General features: G+C 71.3%; 13 protein-coding genes. 8 read left to right on the top strand and 5 right to left on the bottom strand.

What is annotated here, in order from left to right; genetic code table 11:
* Positions 1 to 315: 315 nt before the first annotated feature.
* From tkt to pgl, 5 genes are read left to right on the top strand one after another with little or no spacing between them, the layout of a single operon-like run.
* Entirely contained in the window at positions 316 to 2,403 is a 2,088-nt protein-coding gene (gene tkt / locus CRP49_RS24430; RefSeq protein WP_097255317.1) for a transketolase, read from the top strand.
* A 33-nt stretch (positions 2,404 to 2,436) separates the two neighbouring features.
* The gene (tal, locus tag CRP49_RS24425) at positions 2,437 to 3,555 is read left to right on the top strand and encodes a transaldolase (RefSeq protein ID WP_094214801.1); all 1,119 of its coding nucleotides are present in this window, start codon (positions 2,437 to 2,439) and stop codon (positions 3,553 to 3,555) included.
* A gap of 1 nt (position 3,556) precedes the next feature.
* Positions 3,557 to 5,095 (top strand): glucose-6-phosphate dehydrogenase, encoded by a 1,539-nt coding sequence (zwf, locus tag CRP49_RS24420; RefSeq protein ID WP_097255316.1) that lies wholly within the window; start codon positions 3,557 to 3,559, stop codon positions 5,093 to 5,095.
* Entirely contained in the window at positions 5,092 to 6,126 is a 1,035-nt protein-coding gene (opcA, locus tag CRP49_RS24415; protein ID WP_097255315.1) for a glucose-6-phosphate dehydrogenase assembly protein OpcA, read from the top strand. Before zwf ends, opcA begins: the two co-directional genes overlap by 4 nt.
* Complete coding sequence (pgl, locus tag CRP49_RS24410) at positions 6,123 to 6,905, top strand: 6-phosphogluconolactonase (RefSeq protein ID WP_097255314.1); 783 nt, start codon at positions 6,123 to 6,125, stop codon at positions 6,903 to 6,905. The genes opcA and pgl overlap by 4 nt, the downstream gene beginning before the upstream one ends.
* Before the next feature lie 73 nt (positions 6,906 to 6,978).
* Here the strand turns inward: pgl and CRP49_RS24405 are convergent, their stop codons facing one another.
* The 5 genes from CRP49_RS24405 to CRP49_RS24385 form a co-directional block, all read right to left on the bottom strand.
* Positions 6,979 to 7,818 carry a carbohydrate ABC transporter permease gene (locus CRP49_RS24405; RefSeq protein ID WP_097255313.1) on the bottom strand — a complete coding sequence of 280 codons (840 nt, stop codon included), beginning with the start codon at positions 7,816 to 7,818 and terminating at the stop codon, positions 6,979 to 6,981.
* Positions 7,815 to 9,176 (bottom strand): ABC transporter permease subunit, encoded by a 1,362-nt coding sequence (locus tag CRP49_RS24400; RefSeq protein WP_097255312.1) that lies wholly within the window; start codon positions 9,174 to 9,176, stop codon positions 7,815 to 7,817. Before CRP49_RS24400 ends, CRP49_RS24405 begins: the two co-directional genes overlap by 4 nt.
* 8 nt (positions 9,177 to 9,184) lie before the next feature.
* Entirely contained in the window at positions 9,185 to 10,510 is a 1,326-nt protein-coding gene (locus tag CRP49_RS24395; RefSeq protein ID WP_097255311.1) for an ABC transporter substrate-binding protein, read from the bottom strand.
* Positions 10,511 to 10,549: 39 nt separating this feature from the next.
* On the bottom strand, positions 10,550 to 12,166 hold the full coding sequence (locus tag CRP49_RS24390) for a glycoside hydrolase family 13 protein (RefSeq protein ID WP_179851742.1): 1,617 nt from the start codon (positions 12,164 to 12,166) through the stop codon (positions 10,550 to 10,552).
* Positions 12,167 to 12,301: 135 nt separating this feature from the next.
* Positions 12,302 to 13,591, bottom strand: a complete 1,290-nt coding sequence (locus CRP49_RS24385; RefSeq protein ID WP_097255310.1) for an ABC transporter substrate-binding protein — start codon at positions 13,589 to 13,591, stop codon at positions 12,302 to 12,304.
* 129 nt (positions 13,592 to 13,720) lie between these two features.
* On the opposite strand from CRP49_RS24385, the gene CRP49_RS24380 reads away from it, so the two are divergent.
* Genes CRP49_RS24380 through CRP49_RS24370 form a run of 3 tightly spaced genes read left to right on the top strand, consistent with a single transcriptional unit; the run spans position 13,721 to position 17,303 of the window.
* Complete coding sequence (locus tag CRP49_RS24380) at positions 13,721 to 14,236, top strand: PadR family transcriptional regulator (RefSeq protein WP_094214809.1); 516 nt, start codon at positions 13,721 to 13,723, stop codon at positions 14,234 to 14,236.
* Positions 14,233 to 14,985: an ABC transporter ATP-binding protein gene (locus tag CRP49_RS24375; RefSeq protein WP_094214810.1), complete on the top strand. Its 753-nt coding sequence runs from the start codon at positions 14,233 to 14,235 to the stop codon at positions 14,983 to 14,985. The genes CRP49_RS24380 and CRP49_RS24375 overlap by 4 nt, the downstream gene beginning before the upstream one ends.
* Positions 14,986 to 15,020: 35 nt before the next feature.
* Complete coding sequence (locus CRP49_RS24370; protein ID WP_097255309.1) at positions 15,021 to 17,303, top strand: FtsX-like permease family protein; 2,283 nt, start codon at positions 15,021 to 15,023, stop codon at positions 17,301 to 17,303.

The raw sequence follows: 17,303 nt of genomic DNA, 5'->3' as shown, positions 1-17,303 counted from the left end.
CACGCCACTTTAGACGTTGCCCATACCTCGGCCTTCGCGGGGGTGGGGTCGTGTTGGCGACCGGCGCATCAGAGGGGTCCGAGGGCTCGATTGAGCAGTCAGATGAGCGGCTCCGTATTCATGTGCCGAATGCGTCCTCGGCCAGTCGGGAGGCGGATCTCCAAGAGTCCCGGCAGTCTGGAATCACTCGAAAAAATGCACGTCCTTACGGGGGTAGGCTCAACAACGGCCGGTGGGCAGAAGTGCACCGGCGGCCGGGTGGGGGCATGCCCCGAAGACCGGCGACCGACATGTGGAGAGGAGCCCTGACCCAGGGTGAGCACCAAGCCGACCACCACAGACCTTGAGTGGACCGAGCTGGACCAGCGGGCCGTGGACACCGCCCGCGTCCTGGCCGCCGACGCCGTACAGAAGGTCGGCAACGGCCATCCCGGTACGGCGATGAGCCTGGCTCCGGCCGCCTACACCCTCTTCCAGAAGGTGATGCGGCACGACCCGGCCGACCCGGAGTGGGTCGCCCGCGACCGCTTCGTGCTGTCCGCCGGCCACTCGTCCCTGACCCTCTACACGCAGCTCTTCCTGGCCGGCTTCGGCCTGGAGCTGGACGACCTGAAGTCCTTCCGCACCTGGGGCTCGAAGACTCCGGGCCACCCGGAGTACGGGCACACCAAGGGCGTCGAGACCACCACGGGCCCGCTGGGCCAGGGTGTCGCCAACGCGGTGGGCATGGCCATGGCCGCCCGCTACGAGCGCGGTCTGTTCGACCCGGAGGCGCCGCAGGGCGAGTCCCCCTTCGACCACTTCATCTACTGCATCGCCGGTGACGGCTGCCTGCAGGAGGGCATCTCCGCCGAGGCGTCCTCGCTCGCCGGCCACCAGGAGCTGGGCAACCTGATCCTGCTGTGGGACGACAACCACATCTCGATCGAGGGCGACACCGAGACGGCCGTCTCCGAGGACACCGTCAAGCGGTACGAGGCCTACGGCTGGCACGTGCAGCGGATCGCCCCGAAGCCGGACGGCGACCTCGACCCGCACGCCATCTACAACGCGATCGAGGCCGCGAAGAAGGTGACGGACAAGCCGTCCTTCATCGCGATGCGCTCGATCATCGCCTGGCCGGCCCCGAACGCGCAGAACACCGAGGCCGCGCACGGCTCGGCGCTCGGCGACGACGAGGTCGCGGCCACCAAGCGCGTCCTCGGCTTCGACCCGGAGCAGTCCTTCGAGGTCTCCGACGAGGTGCTGGGCCACACCCGCCAGGCCGTCGAGCGCGGCCGTGAGCTCAAGGCGGAGTGGGAGAAGTCCTTCCAGCTCTGGCGCGACAACAACGCCGAGCGCGCGGCCGAGTTCGACCGCATCAGCGCGGGCGAGCTGCCCACCGGCTGGGAGGAGAAGCTCCCGGTCTTCGAGCCGGGCAAGGCCGTCGCGACGCGTGCCGCCTCCGGCAAGGTGCTGCAGGCGCTGGGCGCGGTCGTCCCCGAGCTGTGGGGCGGCTCCGCCGACCTGGCCGGGTCGAACAACACGACCATCGACAAGGACAGCTCGTTCCTGCCGGCGGACAACCCGCTGCCGGAGGCGGACCCGTACGGCCGCACCATCCACTTCGGTATCCGCGAGCACTCCATGGCCGCGGAGATGAACGGCATCACGCTGCACGGAAACACCCGTGTCTACGGCGGTACGTTCCTCGTCTTCTCCGACTACATGCGCAACGCGGTGCGCCTGTCGGCCCTGATGCACCTGCCGGTGACGTACGTGTGGACGCACGACTCCATCGGTCTGGGCGAGGACGGCCCGACGCACCAGCCCATCGAGCACCTGGCCTCGCTGCGCGCGATCCCCGGTCTGAACGTCGTCCGCCCCGCGGACGCCAACGAGACCGCGATCGCCTGGCGCGAGATCCTCAAGCGCTACACCAAGGAGTTCGGCAAGGGCGCCCCGCACGGCCTCGCGCTGACCCGCCAGGGTGTGCCGGTCTACGAGTCCAACGACGAGGCCGCGCGCGGTGGTTACGTGCTGTTCGAGGCCGACGGCGGCGAGCCGCAGGTGATCCTGATCGCCACCGGCTCCGAGGTGCACGTGGCCGTCGAGGCGCGCGAGCAGCTGCAGGCCGAGGGTGTGCCGACGCGGGTCGTGTCCATGCCGTCGGTGGAGTGGTTCGAGGAGCAGGACCAGGGGTACCGGGACTCCGTGCTGCCGCCGACCGTGAAGGCCCGTGTCTCCGTCGAGGCGGGCATCGGCCTCACCTGGCACAAGTACGTCGGGGACGCCGGCCGCATCGTTTCCCTGGAGCACTTCGGTGCTTCCGCGGACGGCAAGGTCCTCTTCCGCGAGTACGGCTTCACTGCCGAGAACGTGGCCGCGAAGGCGCGGGAATCCCTCGCCGACGCCCAGCGCTGACGCTCATATACGACACGTAGGAGATGTAATTCCATGACAGACGCACTCAAGCGCCTCTCCGAGGAAGGCGTCGCGATCTGGCTGGACGACCTGTCGCGCAAGCGGATCACGTCCGGCAACCTCGCCGAACTGATCGACCAGCAGCACGTCGTGGGCGTCACCACCAACCCGACGATCTTCCAGAAGGCGATCAGCAGCGGCGACGGCTACGAGCAGCAGCTCGCGGACCTCGCCGCCCGCAAGGTCACGGTCGAAGAGGCCATCCGCATGATCACCACGGCGGACGTCCGCGACGCCGCCGACATCCTGCGCCCCGTCTTCGACTCCACCGACGGCCAGGACGGCCGGGTCTCCATCGAGGTCGACCCGCGGCTGGCCCACAACACCCGGGCGACCGTCGCCGAGGCCAAGCAGCTGGCCTGGCTGGTCGACCGCCCGAACACCCTGATCAAGATCCCGGCCACCAAGGCGGGTCTGCCGGCGATCGCCGAGACGATCGGCAACGGGATCAGCGTCAACGTCACGCTGATCTTCTCCCTGGAGCGCTACCGCGCGGTCATGGACGCCTACATCACGGGCCTGGAGAAGGCGCGCGAGAAGGGCCTGGACCTCTCCCTGATCCACTCCGTGGCGTCCTTCTTCGTGTCCCGCGTGGACACCGAGATCGACAAGCGGCTGAACGCTCTCGGCACCGACGAGGCCAAGGCGCTGCGCGGCAAGGCCGCCGTCGCCAACGCGCGCCTCGCCTACCAGGCGTACGAGGAGGTCTTCTCCTCCGACCGCTGGAGCGCGCTGGAGAACGCGGGCGCCAACAAGCAGCGTCCGCTGTGGGCGTCGACCGGCGTGAAGGACCCGGCCTACCAGGACACCATGTACGTGACGGACCTGGTCGCGCCGAACACGGTCAACACCATGCCGGAGGCCACCCTGGAGGCCACCGAGGACCACGGCGAGATCACCGGCGACACCGTCGCCGGCACCTACGGGCAGGCCCGCGCCGACCTCGACGCGCTGGAGAAGCTCGGTATCTCGTACGACGACGTCGTCCAGGTGCTGGAGGACGAGGGCGTCGAGAAGTTCGAGGCGTCCTGGAACGACCTGCTGAAGTCGACCGAGGCGGAGCTGCAGCGCCTCGCTCCCTCGGAGGGCTGATTTGTCACCCCTTGCTGGTTCCGGAGCGAACCCGCTTCGTGACCCCGCCGACCGACGGCTCCCGCGTATCGCGGGGCCGTCGGGCCTGGTGATCTTCGGCGTCACGGGCGACCTGTCCCGCAAGAAGCTGATGCCCGCGGTGTACGACCTCGCGAACCGGGGTCTGCTGCCGCCGGGCTTCTCCCTGGTGGGCTTCGCCCGCCGCGAGTGGGAGCACGAGGACTTCGCAGCCGAGGTCCACGACGCCGTCAAGGCGCACGCCCGTACGCCGTTCCGTGAGGAGGTCTGGCAGCAGCTCATCCAGGGGATGCGCTTCGTCCAGGGCACCTTCGACGACGACGACGCCTTCGAGCGGCTGCGCGCCACCATCGAGGAGCTGGACAAGGCACAGGGCACGGGCGGCAACTTCGCCTTCTACCTGTCCGTGCCGCCGCGCTCCTTCCCGGTGGTCATCCAGCAGCTGAAGAAGCACGGGCTGGCCGACCAGACCGGCGGCTCGTGGCGCCGTGCGGTCATCGAGAAGCCGTTCGGCCACGACCTGGAGTCGGCCGAGGAGCTGAACAAGGTCGTGCACGAGGTGTTCGAGCCGGACCAGGTGTTCCGGATCGACCACTACCTCGGCAAGGAGACCGTCCAGAACATCCTGGCGCTGCGCTTCGCCAACACGATGTTCGAGCCGATCTGGAACCGGTCCTTCGTGGACCATGTGCAGATCACCATGGCCGAGGACATCGGCATCGGCGGCCGCGCCGGCTACTACGACGGCATCGGCGCCGCCCGTGACGTCATCCAGAACCACCTGCTCCAGCTGCTCGCGCTGACCGCGATGGAGGAGCCCGCCTCCTTCGACGCGGACGCGCTGGCCGCCGAGAAGACCAAGGTGCTCGGCGCCGTCCGGCTGCCGAGGGACCTGGGCCGCAGCACCGTCCGCGGCCAGTACGCGGCGGGCTGGCAGGGCGGCGAGAAGGTCATCGGCTACCTCGAAGAGGACGGCATCGACCCCAAGTCGAAGACCGACACCTACGCGGCCGTGAAGCTGGAGATCGACAACCGCCGCTGGGCGGGCGTCCCCTTCTATCTGCGCACCGGCAAGCGCCTCGGCCGCCGCGTCACCGAGATCGCCGTCGTCTTCCAGCGGGCGCCGCACTCCCCCTTCGACCACACGGCGACGGAGGAGCTGGGCTCGAACGCGGTGGTCATCCGCGTCCAGCCGGACGAGGGCATCACGGTCCGCTTCGGCTCGAAGGTGCCGGGCACCTCGATGGAGATCCGGGACGTGTCCATGGACTTCGCCTACGGCGAGTCCTTCACGGAGTCCAGCCCGGAGGCCTACGAGCGGCTGATCCTGGACGTGCTGCTGGGCGACGCCAACCTCTTCCCGCGCACGGAGGAGGTCGAGCTGTCCTGGAAGATCCTCGACCCGATCGAGGCGTACTGGGACAAGCACGGCAGGCCCGCGCAGTACCCGTCGGGCACCTGGGGCCCCGCCGAGGCGGACGAGATGCTCGCACGAGACGGACGGAGCTGGCGCCGGCCATGAAGATAGACCTGACCGGCACCACCGCCGGCAAGATCAACAAGGCGCTCGTCAAGGGCCGCCGGGCCATCGGCACCCCCGCCGTCGGCATGGTCCTGACCCTCGTCATCGTCACCGACGAGGAGAACGCCTACGACGCCCTGAAGGCCGCCAACGACGCGTCGCGCGAGCACCCCTCGCGCACGCTGGTGGTCATCAAGCGCGTCTCCCGCTCCCCGCGCGACCGTACGTCGTCCCGGCTGGACGCCGAGGTGCGGGTGGGCGCGGACGCGGGCACCGGCGAGACGGTGGTGCTGCGGCTGTACGGCGAGGTGTCCGACCACGCCGACTCGGTCGTCCTGCCGCTGCTGCTGCCGGACGCCCCGGTCGTCGTCTGGTGGCCGGTGAACGCCCCGCTGGACCCGGCCAAGGACCCCCTCGGCGCGCTCGCCCAGCGCCGGGTCACCGACACCTACGCCGCCGAGCAGCCGGTACGGGAGCTGTCCGCCCGTGCCGAGGCCTACACGCCCGGCGACACCGACCTGTCCTGGACCCGGATCACGCCGTGGCGCTCGATGCTGGCGGCGGCCCTGGACCAGGTGGTCTGTGAGGTGAAGACCGTCGAGGTGGAGGGCGAGGAGTTCAACCCGAGCTGCGAGCTGCTCGCGATGTGGCTCGCGGACCGCCTGGACGTGCCCGTCAAGCGCTCCCTCTCCTCGGGCCCGGGCCTGACCGCCGTCCGTATGGACACCAGCTGCGGCCCGATCGTCCTGGACCGGGCCGACGGCTCGCTGGCCACCCTGGCCATCGAGGGCCAGCCGGCCCGCGCGGTGGCGCTCAAGCGGCGGGACACCGCCGAGCTGATCACGGAGGAGCTGCGCCGGCTCGACCCGGACGACACCTACGCGTCGGCGCTGCGCTACGGCGTGGAGCGGCTGAACACGGGCGCGGAGGCCGCCGCGGCTCAGCCGGTGGCCGAGGCCGAGGTCGCCGCGGCCCCTGCCAAGAAGGCGGCCGCCAAGAAGGCCCCGGCGAAGAAGGCGACGGCGAAGTGAGCACTCCGCAACTGGTCGTGCACCGCGACAAGGAGCTGATGGCGCAGGCCGCCGCGGCCCGTCTGATCACGAAGATCGTGGACGCGCAGGCCTCCCGGGGCCACGCGTCCGTGGTCCTCACGGGGGGCCGCAACGGCAACGGCCTGCTCGCCGCGCTGGCGGTGGCCCCCGCCCGGGACGCCGTCGACTGGAGCCGGCTCGACCTCTGGTGGGGCGACGAGCGCTTCCTCCCCGAGGGCGACCCGGAGCGCAATGTCACGCAGGCCCGCGCGGCCCTGCTGGACGCCGTACCGGTGGACCCCGAGCGCGTGCATGCCATGCCCGCCTCCGACGGGCCGTACGGTGCGGACGTGGAGGCGGCCGCGGAGGCGTACGCGGCGGAACTGGCGAAGGCGGCCGACCCCGAGAACCACGGTGCCGTTCCCTCCTTCGACGTGCTGATGCTGGGCGTCGGCCCGGACACCCACGTGGCCTCGCTCTTCCCCGAGCTGCCCGCGGTCCGCGAGACCGAGCGCACGGTGGTCGGCGTCCACGGCGCCCCCAAGCCGCCGCCGACCCGGGTCTCGCTGACCCTGCCGGCGATCCGCTCGGCCCGCGAGGTCTGGCTCCTGGCGGCCGGCGAGGACAAGGCCCAGGCCGTGGCCATCGCCCTGTCGGGCGCGGGCGAGGTCCAGGCACCGGCGGCGGGAGCGTACGGCCGTCAGCGGACCCTGTGGCTGCTCGACGCGGCCGCGGCTTCACAGCTGCCCCGGTCGCTTTACCCACCGGCGTCCCCGTAAGCCGCGGTGCCACGCACCACCCGACTCGGTAGGCAGAAAAGCGGAGGTGCCATCCGGGGCCTCCGCTTTTCCACTACTTCACCGACCCCGCCATCACCCCCTGCACAAAGTGCCGCTGGAACGCGAAGAACACCACCACCGGCACGATCAGGGACAGGAACGCCCCCGGCGCCAGGACATCGATGTTGCTGCCGAACTGCCTGATCTGGGACTGGAGTTCAACCGTCAGCGGCTGGGACGAGCTGTCGGCGAAGAGCAGGGCGACCAGCATGTCGTTCCAGACCCAGAGGAACTGGAAGATGGCGAGCGAGGCGATCGCGGGCCGGCCCACCGGCAGGACCAGCCGGGTGAAGATACGCCACTCACTGCCACCGTCCATCCGCGCCGCCTCCAGCATCTCCTTCGGCATCTCCGCGAAGTAGTTCCGCAGCAGGAACACCGCGAAGGGGAGGCCGTACGCGACGTGGAAGAGGACCACACCGGGAATCGTGCCGAACAGCCCCAGCTGGCCGAAGAGTTTGGCCACCGGCAGCAGCCCGATCTGCACCGGCACCACCAACAGGGCCACCACCAGCAGGAAGAGCGGCTCGCGGCCGGGGAAGTCCAGCCAGGCGAAGGCGTATCCGGCGAGCGCCGCGATGACGACGACCAGGGTGGTCGCCGGCACCGAGATCAGCACGGTGTTCCAGAAGGCCTGCGTCATGCCGGCGTTCTTCAGCAGCGCCGAGTAGTTGTCGAAGGACAGCTGCCCCGGACTGGCCAGCGCCGTCCACCAGCCACCCTTGGCCGTGTCCTGCGCCGACCGCAACGAGGACACGAACAGCCCCGCCAGCGGCGTCAGCCACACCAGGCCGATCACCACGAGGAACGCCTGCACGAGACCGTTGCCCAGGCCACGCCTGACCGCGTTCATCGCTGACTCCTTCGGAAACGGCGGACGTTGAAGACCATCGCGGGGATCACCAGGAGCAGGAGCAGCACACCGAGCGCACTGCCCAGGCCCTGGTTGTTGCCGCCGCCGAAGGACACCAGCCACATCTGGGTCGCGAGGACGGTGGCGTCCTCCTGCACCGGCCCCGGCGCGATGATGTAGACGAGGTCGAAGACCTTCATCACGTTGATCACGAGGGTCACGAAGACCACGGTGAGGACAGGGGCGAGCAACGGGACGGTGATCCGGCGGAAGATCTGCCACTCGTTCGCCCCGTCCATCCGGGCCGCCTCCAGCGCGTCCCGAGGCAGTGTGGACAGACCCGCGCCGATCAGCACCATCGCGAAACCGGTCCAGATCCACAGGTACGCGCCGATGATCGCCGGTGTGACGAGCGTCGGACCGAGCCAGGAGACCCCCTGGTAGGGCGGCGCGAAGTTCGACGCGGGCAGCTTCACCGTGTACGAGCCCTGGTCGAGCCCGGAGAAGTGGAAGGCGCCGTCGGACGCGGTCGTCGTACTCGCGACCGTCTTCCCGTCGCGCAGCGCCTCGACCTTCATGCCGGGCAGGCCGCTCTCCTTCGGGTCGACCCTGCCCTGCTTCCCTCCCCCGCCGGGCGTGAAGTCCAGGTAGACGACACCGCGCAGTTCACCGGCGCCGGCCTTGCGTGCGGCGGCCGGGGAGGCGGGCGAGGCGTCCTTCGGCAGGTCCTTGGGCAGGACGCCGACCAGGCCGAGGGCCACCGAGCGGCCCGGGGACAGGTCCGCGTTCGTCAGGTACGAGCCGTCCCGACCGGGGGTCAGCCCCTGCCCGTCACGCGCCCGGGCCGTCGGATACGACGAGGTCCCCGTGAAGGCGTCGTGGACGGAGACCACGGCGGCGTTGAGGACACCCTTGTTCGGGTCCTCGTCGTAGGCGAGCCGGAAGATGATGCCGGCGGCGAGGAAGGACACCGCCATCGGCATGAACAGCAGCAGCTTGAAGGCGGTCGCCCAGCGCACCTTCTCCACCAGGACGGCCAGGATCAGGCCGAGGCCGGTGAGCAGGGCCGGGGCCACGACCACCCAGATGACGGTGTTGCGGATGGCCTTCAGGGTCGCCGGGTCGCGGAACATCTCGGCGTAGTTGTCGCCGCCCACGAACCGGGTGCCGGAGGCGTCGAAGAAGCTGCGGCCGACGGAGAACAGCACCGGGTAGACGACAAGGGCGCCGAGCAGGAGCAGGGCGGGGAAGACGAAGAGCAGGGCGACGGTCCGGGCGCGCCGCCGGCCGCGGCGCCCGCGGGCCGCGCCGGCGGCCCGCGGACCCGCCTCCTTGTGCACGAGTGTGGTGGCGGTCATGGGTTCACTCAGTCCTGGTAGGCCTTGGCCGCCGCGGACTCCAGCTTCGCCGCGGTGCCCTTCGGGTCGGAGGGGTCGCGCAGGAAGTCCTGGAGCAGCTTCCACTCCCCCGCGCCCTTGGTGCCGCCGAAGGCCGCCGGTGCCTGGTCGGACATGTCGAAGCGGACCGAGTCGCCCGCGCCGACCAGCGACTTGGCGGTGGCCCGGGTGACGTCGTCGCTGTACGAGGAGAGGTCGAGCTTCTTGTTCGGGGACAGGAAGCCGCCCGCCTTCGCCCAGACGGCGGCCGCCTCCGGGGTGGCCAGGTACTCCAGGAGCTTCATGCCGGCCTTGGCGTTCTTGCCGTCCTTGAGGACGACGGCCGCGTCCCCGCCGCTGACCACCGGTGCGGTGCCGCCGCCGACCGCGGGGAACGGGAAGAAGTCCGCGTCCTTGCCGATGGCCTTCTGGAACTGGTCGTGGGCCACCCCGGCGACGAAGTCGCCCTCGTAGACCATGCCGGCCTCGGGCTTGGGCCCGAAGACCTTCTCGACCGAGCTGGGGAAGTCGGTGTTCAGCGCCTCCTTCTGGCCGCCCGCGATCAGCTGCTTGTCCTTGAAGAGCTTGCCGAGCGTGGTGAGCGCCTGGACGACGGAAGCGTCCGTCCACTTCAGCTTGTGGGCGGCGAGGGCGTCGTACTTCTCGGGTCCGGCCTGGGAGAGGTAGATGTTCTCGAACCAGTCGGTGAGCGTCCAGCCGTCCTGCCCGGCGACCGCGAAGGCGGCGAGCCCGGAGTCGGAGACGGTGTGCCCGGCCCTGAGCATCTCGTCGTAGGTCTTCGGCGGCTTGACGCCGGCCTGGGCGAGGGCGTCGGGGCTGTACCAGACCGTCGACTTGTGGGCGGCCTTGAAGTAGAGGCCGTAGAGGGAGCCGTCGACGCTGCCGTACTTCTTCCACACGGGTGCGAAGTCGGCGTCGACCGTCTGCTCGGCGGTCGGGGACAGCGGCTGGAGCCAGCCCTTCTTCGCGAACTGCTGGAGCACGCCGACCTGCGGGACCATCACGACGTCGGGCGCGTTGCCGCCCTCGATCTTGCTGCCGACGACCGTGGAGACGTTGTCGCCGGTGGAGACGAACTGGGTCTTGGCGCCGGTCTTCGCGGTGAACGCGTCCAGCACCTTCTGGAAGTTCTTCTGCTCGCTGCCGGACCAGACGCCGGCCACGGTGACCGTCTGGCCGCTGAGCGACTTGTCGCCACCGCCCGCGGTGACCGGGCCGCCGCCACAGGCGGTCGCGCCGAGGGCCAGGGCGAGGGCGGTGCAGCTCGTGAGCAGGGTGGTACGGCGTCGCATCATCGTTGATGTCCCTTCGAGGGTTGGGGAGTTGACGGAAAATCAGATGGCGGAGTCGCTCAGCCACCAGGCGGCCGTGGAGCCGGGCAGCACCCCGGCCGGGCAGGGACCGCTGGACAGCAGGGGCGTGCCGGAGGCCGGCGCGGGCGTAGGGGACGTACCGAAGTTGACGGCACAGACGAGGCCGTCACCACGGGCGAAGGCGAGGACGCCCGGCGGGGTGTCCAGCCAGCGCAGCGTGCCCTCGCCCAACTGGGGCAGCGAGGAACGCAGCTGCAGGCCGTCGCGGTACAGGTGCCAGAAGGAGCGGGTGTCGGCGAGGGCGCGGTCGGTGGCGTACTCGGCGAAGTAGGCGGGCTGCGGCAGCCACGGCTTGGCGCTCTCGGCGCCGGAGGTGAAGCCGAACGGGGAGGCCTGCCCGGACCACGGCAGCGGCACCCGGCAGCCGTCGCGGATGCGGGCACGGCTTCCGGTGCGGTGGAAGATCGGGTCGGTGAGCACGTCGTCCGGCAGGTCGACGACCTCCGGCAGGCCCAACTCCTCGCCCTGGTAGATGTACGCGGCTCCGGGCAGCGCCAGCATCAGCAGCGCGGCGGCGCGGGCGCGGGCGGCGCCGATGCCGCTGCCTTCGGTGGCGGGTTCGCCGTAGCGGGTGACGGTGCGGACCTGGTCGTGGTTGTTGAGGACCCAGGTGACCGTGGAGCCCGTGCCGGCTATGTCCTGCATGGCCTCGGAGATGACCTTGCGGAAGGCGTCGGCGTCCCAGGGGGCGCTGAGCAGGTCGAAGAAGAAGGCCTGGTGGAGTTCGTCCGGGCGGACGTACTGGGCGTGCTCGCGGGCGGTGGGGACGGAGACCTCACCGACGAGGAGTCGTTCACGGCCGTCGCGGGCCGCGTACTCCTCGCACAGCGAGCGCCAGCGCCGCCACACGTCGTGCACCTCGGGCTGGTTCCAGGCGAGCGGGTTGACCGAGTCGCGGGTGCGGGCGTCGGCCTCCGGGTCGTCGGAGTCGGGCAGTTCGGGGTGCTTGTAGAGGCCGGCGGCGACGTCGATGCGGAAGCCGTCCACGCCCCGGTCCAGCCAGAAGCGCAGGACCCGGTCGAACTCGGCGGGGATCTCGGGGTCGCGCCAGTTCCAGTCGGGCTGTTCGGGCGTGAACATGTGCAGGTACCACTGGCCGTCGCCCACTCTGGTCCAGGCCGGGCCGCCGAACATGGCGTGCCAGTTGTTGGGCGGCTCGGAGCCGTCGGGACCACGGCCGTCGGCGAAGTGGAAGCGGGCGCGGGCCGGACTGCCGGGCTCGGCGGCGAGGGCCTCGCGGAACCACGGGTGCTCGCTGGAGCAGTGGTTGGGGACGATGTCCAGGAGCACCCTGATCCCGAGCCGCCGGGCCGCCGCCATCAGCAGGTCGAACTCGGCGAGGTCACCGAAGAGCGGGTCGACACCGCGGTAGTCGGCGACGTCGTAACCGTGGTCGTGCTGGGGCGAGGGATAGAAGGGGCTCAGCCAGATCCCGTCGACGCCGAGCTTCTTCAGGTACGGCAGTCCCGCGCGGACCCCGGCCAGATCGCCGATGCCGTCGCCGGTGCTGTCGAGGAAGCTGCGGACGTAGACCTGGTAGATCACCGCGTCACGCCACCAGTGGTACTTACTCAGCATGCATGCATGTTAGGTAGGCGTGTCGCGAGGGTGTCAATGAAAAGAACGGATACTACTGCCGAGTTGGGGTAACGAATACGGACTTATCGGGGCACTCTGAAGCCAGATGAGATGTCCGCGTTACCTAACATGTAACTAGTGATGTGGCCCGCGAAGGAGCTTGCGACCGGAAACGGCGGCCAGCTCGCGCGCCAGTCGCCGCACCGCCGCCGCAGGCGTCTCGTGCCCGGTCAGCGCGTCCTGCACGACCGCCTGCACCACCAGACTGACCTGGTCGTAGTGCGGGCTCTTGGGGCGCGGAGCGGCCGTGAGGACGGCCGTGCGCAGGGTCGGCAGATAGGGGAACCGCCGTACGAGCGCGGGGTCTTCGTAGAGCGCGGCGCGCACGGGAGGCAGCGAGCCCCGCGTGAGCACCTGGCGCTGGACGCCCTCGCTGGTGAGGTACGCGATCAGACGCGCGGCCGAGTCGGGGTGCCGGGCGTGGGTGTTGACGGCCAGGTTGGAGCCGCCCAGGACGCTCGTCCCCGGCCCGTCGGGCCCGGGCAGCGGTACGGCGCCGATCCGGCCGGCGACCTTGGAGCCCTTGGCCGAGGCCAGGGCGTAGGCATAGGGCCAGTTGCGCAGGAAGAGCAGCCGGCCGTCCTGGAAGGCCTGCTTGGACTCCTCCTCCTTGTACGTCAGCGCCGCCTTCGGGATCCAGCCCTCGCGCAGGCCGCGGGCGAGGAATCCGATGCCCTCGCGGGCCGCGTCCGAGTCGACGGTGACGCGGGTGCCCTCGTCGCCGAGGATGGTGCCGCCCGCCGAGTACACGGCCTCGGCCGCGTTGACGGTCAGACCCTCGTAGGGCAGGAACTGGCCCGCGTACCCGTCCAGGCCGTACTCGGGCGCGATGGTCTTCGCGTCGTGCTCCAGCTCGGCCCAGGTGCGCGGCGGCGGCACGCCCTCCTTGGCGAGGACGTCCTTGCGGTACAGCAGCAGTCCGGCGTTGGTGACGTACGGCACGGCGTACAGCCGCCCGTCGTACGTGGCCGTGTCCACGACCGGTGGCAGGAAGCTCTTCAGCGGGAAGCGGTCGCGGGGCAGCGGGCGGATCCAGCCGGCGGCCGCGAACTCCGAGGTCCAGTTGACGTCGATGTTGAGGACGTCGAACCGGCCCCGGTCGCCGCCGCGCAGGTCGGTGGTCATCTGCGCGTGGGTCTCGTCGGCGGAGTCGGGCAACTCGACGAGGGTGACCTTCTCGGCGGGATGCGTACGGTTCCAGCCCTCGAGGAGCGGGCCGAGGTAGCCGGTGAGGTCACCGGCGGTGGCCAGGGTGAGCGGACCGCGCCGGTCACGCTCGTCGGCGCGCGCGCCGGAGGCCATGTACCCGCTCATGACCACGGCGAGAACGAGGAGCCCCCTACCGGCGGCGCGTATCCACCGCATAGGTTCCTCCCTGAACACGTACACCCGGCCACGGGCACCCTCGCCCGGCGGTCAGAGGCCATGTATACCTGTTAGGTATGGGCGATACTAGGGCCTGGAGCACATTGAGCAGACAGGAGGACAGCACGAGTGCGCCTGCCCCTCCTGGCACTCCTCGCGCGCGGCCCGGCCCACGGCTACGAGCTGAAGCAGGACCTTGAGCTACTGCTGGGTGCCGCGTACCCTCAGCCGAACGTCGGCCAGATCTACGTGACCCTCGGCCGCCTCGAGAAGTCGGGACTGATCGAGGGCGAGGACGTCGAGCAGTCCAGCCGGCCCAACAAGAAGGTCTACCACCTCACCGACGCCGGGCGAGAGGCGCTGCACGCCTGGTTCGAGGAGACCGAGGACGAGCCGCGGGTCCGGGACGAGTTCTTCATGAAGCTCGCGCTCGCCCCGCAGACCGGTCTCGCCGAGCAGATCGCCCTCATCAACAGACAGCGGCGCCAGTACCTCAACACCATGCGCAACCTGTCGAAGCTGGCCGCGGCCGAGAACCGGGACAACCGAATCGCCCATCTGCTCATCGAGGGCGCGATGCTGCACCTGCAGGCCGACCTGGACTGGCTGGAGCGGTGCCAGGAGGAACTGGAGGAGCTGGAGTGAGTGACGGCTCTGCCGTTCCCCTGCTGCGCGCCGAGGGTCTGGTGAAGACCCACCACGGCGAGGGCGCGCCCGCGCGTGCCGTCCGCGGGGTCGACCTGAGCGTCGCGCGGGGCGAGTTCGTGGCGATCACCGGACCGTCCGGCGCCGGCAAGTCCACGCTGCTGCACCTGCTCGGCGGACTGCAGCGGCCGGACGAGGGCAGCGTCTGGCTCGACGGCCGCTGCACGGACTCCTTCAGCGAGGCGCGCTGGGCGGTGGAGCGCAGGAAGGCCATCGGGATCGTCTTCCAGTTCTTCAACCTCGTGTCGAACCTGTCGGTGGCCGACAACGTCGAGCTGCCCGCCCTCCTCGCCGGCGTCCCGCCGAAGCGGGCCCGGGCCGAGCGCGAGACGCTCCTGGCCGAGCTGGGTCTGGAGGGCAAGGAGCGCAGCATGCCGGGCGAGCTGTCCGGCGGTGAGCAGCAGCGGGTCGCGCTCGCCCGTGCCCTGGTCAACCATCCGCCGCTGCTGCTGGCGGACGAGCCCGCCGGCAGCCTCGACAGCAAGGGCACCCGCGAGGTGATGCGGCTGCTGTCCCGCTTCCACGGGCGTGGGCAGAGCATCGTCCTGGTCACCCACGACGCCCGGCTGGCCAGCGCCGCCGACCGGGTGATCAGCTTCTTCGACGGCCGGATAGCCGACGACGCCGCGCTGGACGGCACCCCGTCCCGCAAGCCCGGGACCTCGGGTGTGCTGGAGCTGAGGGACTGATGGCGCGCCGACTGCCCGGGGCCGGGGACTGAGCCGTGCGAGCAACCCTGCGCTGGGCCCACTCCGATCTGCGCACGCACCGCGGCGAGGCGCTGTTCATCACGCTCGCCACCGCCGGCATCGTCGCCTCGCTGCTGCTGGCCGCCGCCCTCTTCGGGTACGCCACCAACCCCTGGCAGCGGACCTTCACCCAGGCCCGCGGGGCCCATGTCTGGATCCACACCGCCGCCTCCGCCGACGCGCACCGGCTCGCCGGGCTGGACGGCGTCGAGTCGGTGGCCGGCCCCTACCGCACCGAGTCCGTCACCGTCGCCTCCCGCGGCACCCGTGCCTCCGTGGAGCTGCGCGGCACCCCGCGGCTGCCCTCCGTCGGGCGCCCGCTGCTCACCGCGGGGCACTGGCTGGACCCGGCCGAGCCGGACGGCGTGGTCCTGGAGGGCCGGCTGGCCCGGGCCCTGCTGGCCGAGCCCGGCGACACCCTCACGCTGCCCGGCACCGCCCGCACGCTCACCGTCGAGGGCATCGCCGACAGCGCGGAGCCCGGCTACAGCCCGGGCGCACAGCCGGGGCTCGTCTGGGCGCTGCCGTCCGCCGTACGGGCCCCCGGCGGCCAGGTGACCGGGCTGCGTCTGAAGGACCCGGCCGACACGGACTACGCGGTCCAGCGCGCCGTCACCGTGCTGGGCGCGGGCGCGGTCGGCGAGGTCTCCACCTGGCAGCAGGCGCGGGCCGACGCCCAGGGCGAGAACCGGCTGCTCGGCCAGGTGCTCGGCCTGTTCGGGCTCGGCGCCCTGGTCGCCGCGGGTTTCGCCGTGCACGGGGCGATCGGCACCCGCATCCGGGGCCACCTGCGGGACATCTCGGTGCTGAAGGCGATCGGCTTCACGCCGGGCCAGGTCGTACGGATCTTCCTGCTCCAGCACCTGGCGTACGCCGTGCTGGGGGCGGTGGCCGCGGCCGCGGTGACCGAGGGTCTCGGCACCCGGATCCCGGGGCGGCTCGGCGACGCGGTGGGCGTGTGGCAGGGGTTGCCGGGGCACACCGTGGCGCTGTCCGCCGTGCCCGTGGCAGCGGTGGTGTTCATCGGCCTGACCACGGGACTCGCGGCCTGGCGGGCGGGCCGGGTGCCACCGGTGCCGGTGCCCCGCCCGGCGGCTCCGGCGGGCGGCCGGCTGACCGGACTGGCCCGCCGTGCCCTGGGGCTGCGGCTGCCGGCCGCGCTGGTCCTGGGCTGCCACAAGGCGTTCGCGGGCCGCGGCCGGTCACTGGCCGGCGTGGCCCGGCTGGCGCTGCCCCTGCTGCTGATCGTGGTGGCGCTCAGCGCGTGGACCACCATCGACCGCTTCCACAGCAGCCCGGAACGGGTGGGCCTGCCGACGGCGCTCACCCTCCGCTCGGACGGCGGGCTCAGTGACCCGGACGTACGGGCCCTGCTGGCGGCGGACCACCAGGTCACCGCCGCCTACCCGGGCGTCGAGGTCGCCGCACTGGTCCCCGGCCAGACCGGCACCATCGCCCTGCGCGGCCTCGGCACGCGCACCCGGCCCTACCCCTACACCCTCGCCGAGGGCCGGGCCGCGCACGGACCGGACGAGGCCGTGGCCGGCCAGGGCCTGCTGGACCTGCTGCATGTGCGGGTCGGGGACTGGGTGCGGATGACGGTGGGCGAGGAGCCGCAGATCCTGCACATCGTGGGCCGCAGCATCGAACCGCAGAACGCGGGCCGGGTCGTGACGACCTCCCTGGACACCCTGCGCGAGAACGACCCGCAGCTGTCCCCGGCCTTCTACCAGCTGCGGCTGCGCCCGGGCGCCGACCCGCAGCGGGTCGCCTCCGCCCTGACCACGGCCGGCCGCGGACACCTGGACGTGCACGCCGTGACCAACCCGGCCGACGGGCTGTCCCCGCTGCGCGCGGTCGTCGCCGGACTGATCGCCGTGCTCGCCCTGATCGGGCTGGTCGAGCTGCTCACCGCGATCGGCGGGAGCGTCCGGGAGGGCGAGCGGGACATGCTCGCCCTCCGGGCGATCGGCATGTCCCCCCGGCAGATCACCGCGATCACCGTCACGGCGACGACCTGTACGGCCCTGGCCGCGGTCCTGGCCGGTACGGTCCTGGGGCTGCCGCTGGCGCACCGGCTGATCGACGCCCAGGGCAGCTCCAGCGGCATCGGCGCCGGTATCGCCCAGTCGCCCTCGCCCGGCCTGCTGCTCCTGCTGGGCGCGGGCGCCGTGCTGGGGGCCGGGGCCCTGGCCGCGCTGCCCGCGGCGCGGGCGGCGCGCCGACGGCTGGCGGACACGCTGAGCGCGGTGGCCTGA

This window comes from Streptomyces sp. Ag109_G2-15 (assembly GCF_900215565.1).
In the GTDB taxonomy this organism is placed as follows: Bacteria; Actinomycetota; Actinomycetes; order Streptomycetales; family Streptomycetaceae; genus Streptomyces; species Streptomyces diastatochromogenes.
This window is presented reverse-complemented; position numbering and strand designations above follow the sequence as displayed.

Excerpts from the sequence above, each read along its gene's own strand:
- tal (WP_094214801.1), top strand. The coding sequence starts at position 2,437 with ATGACAGACGCACTCAAGCGCCTCTCCGAGGAAGGCGTCGCGATCTGG.
- opcA (WP_097255315.1), top strand. The coding sequence starts at position 5,092 with ATGAAGATAGACCTGACCGGCACCACCGCCGGCAAGATCAACAAGGCG.
- CRP49_RS24405 (WP_097255313.1), bottom strand. The coding sequence starts at position 7,818 with ATGAACGCGGTCAGGCGTGGCCTGGGCAACGGTCTCGTGCAGGCGTTC.
- CRP49_RS24400 (WP_097255312.1), bottom strand. The coding sequence starts at position 9,176 with ATGACCGCCACCACACTCGTGCACAAGGAGGCGGGTCCGCGGGCCGCC.
- CRP49_RS24395 (WP_097255311.1), bottom strand. The coding sequence starts at position 10,510 with ATGATGCGACGCCGTACCACCCTGCTCACGAGCTGCACCGCCCTCGCC.
- CRP49_RS24390 (WP_179851742.1), bottom strand. The coding sequence starts at position 12,166 with ATGCTGAGTAAGTACCACTGGTGGCGTGACGCGGTGATCTACCAGGTC.
- CRP49_RS24385 (WP_097255310.1), bottom strand. The coding sequence starts at position 13,591 with ATGCGGTGGATACGCGCCGCCGGTAGGGGGCTCCTCGTTCTCGCCGTG.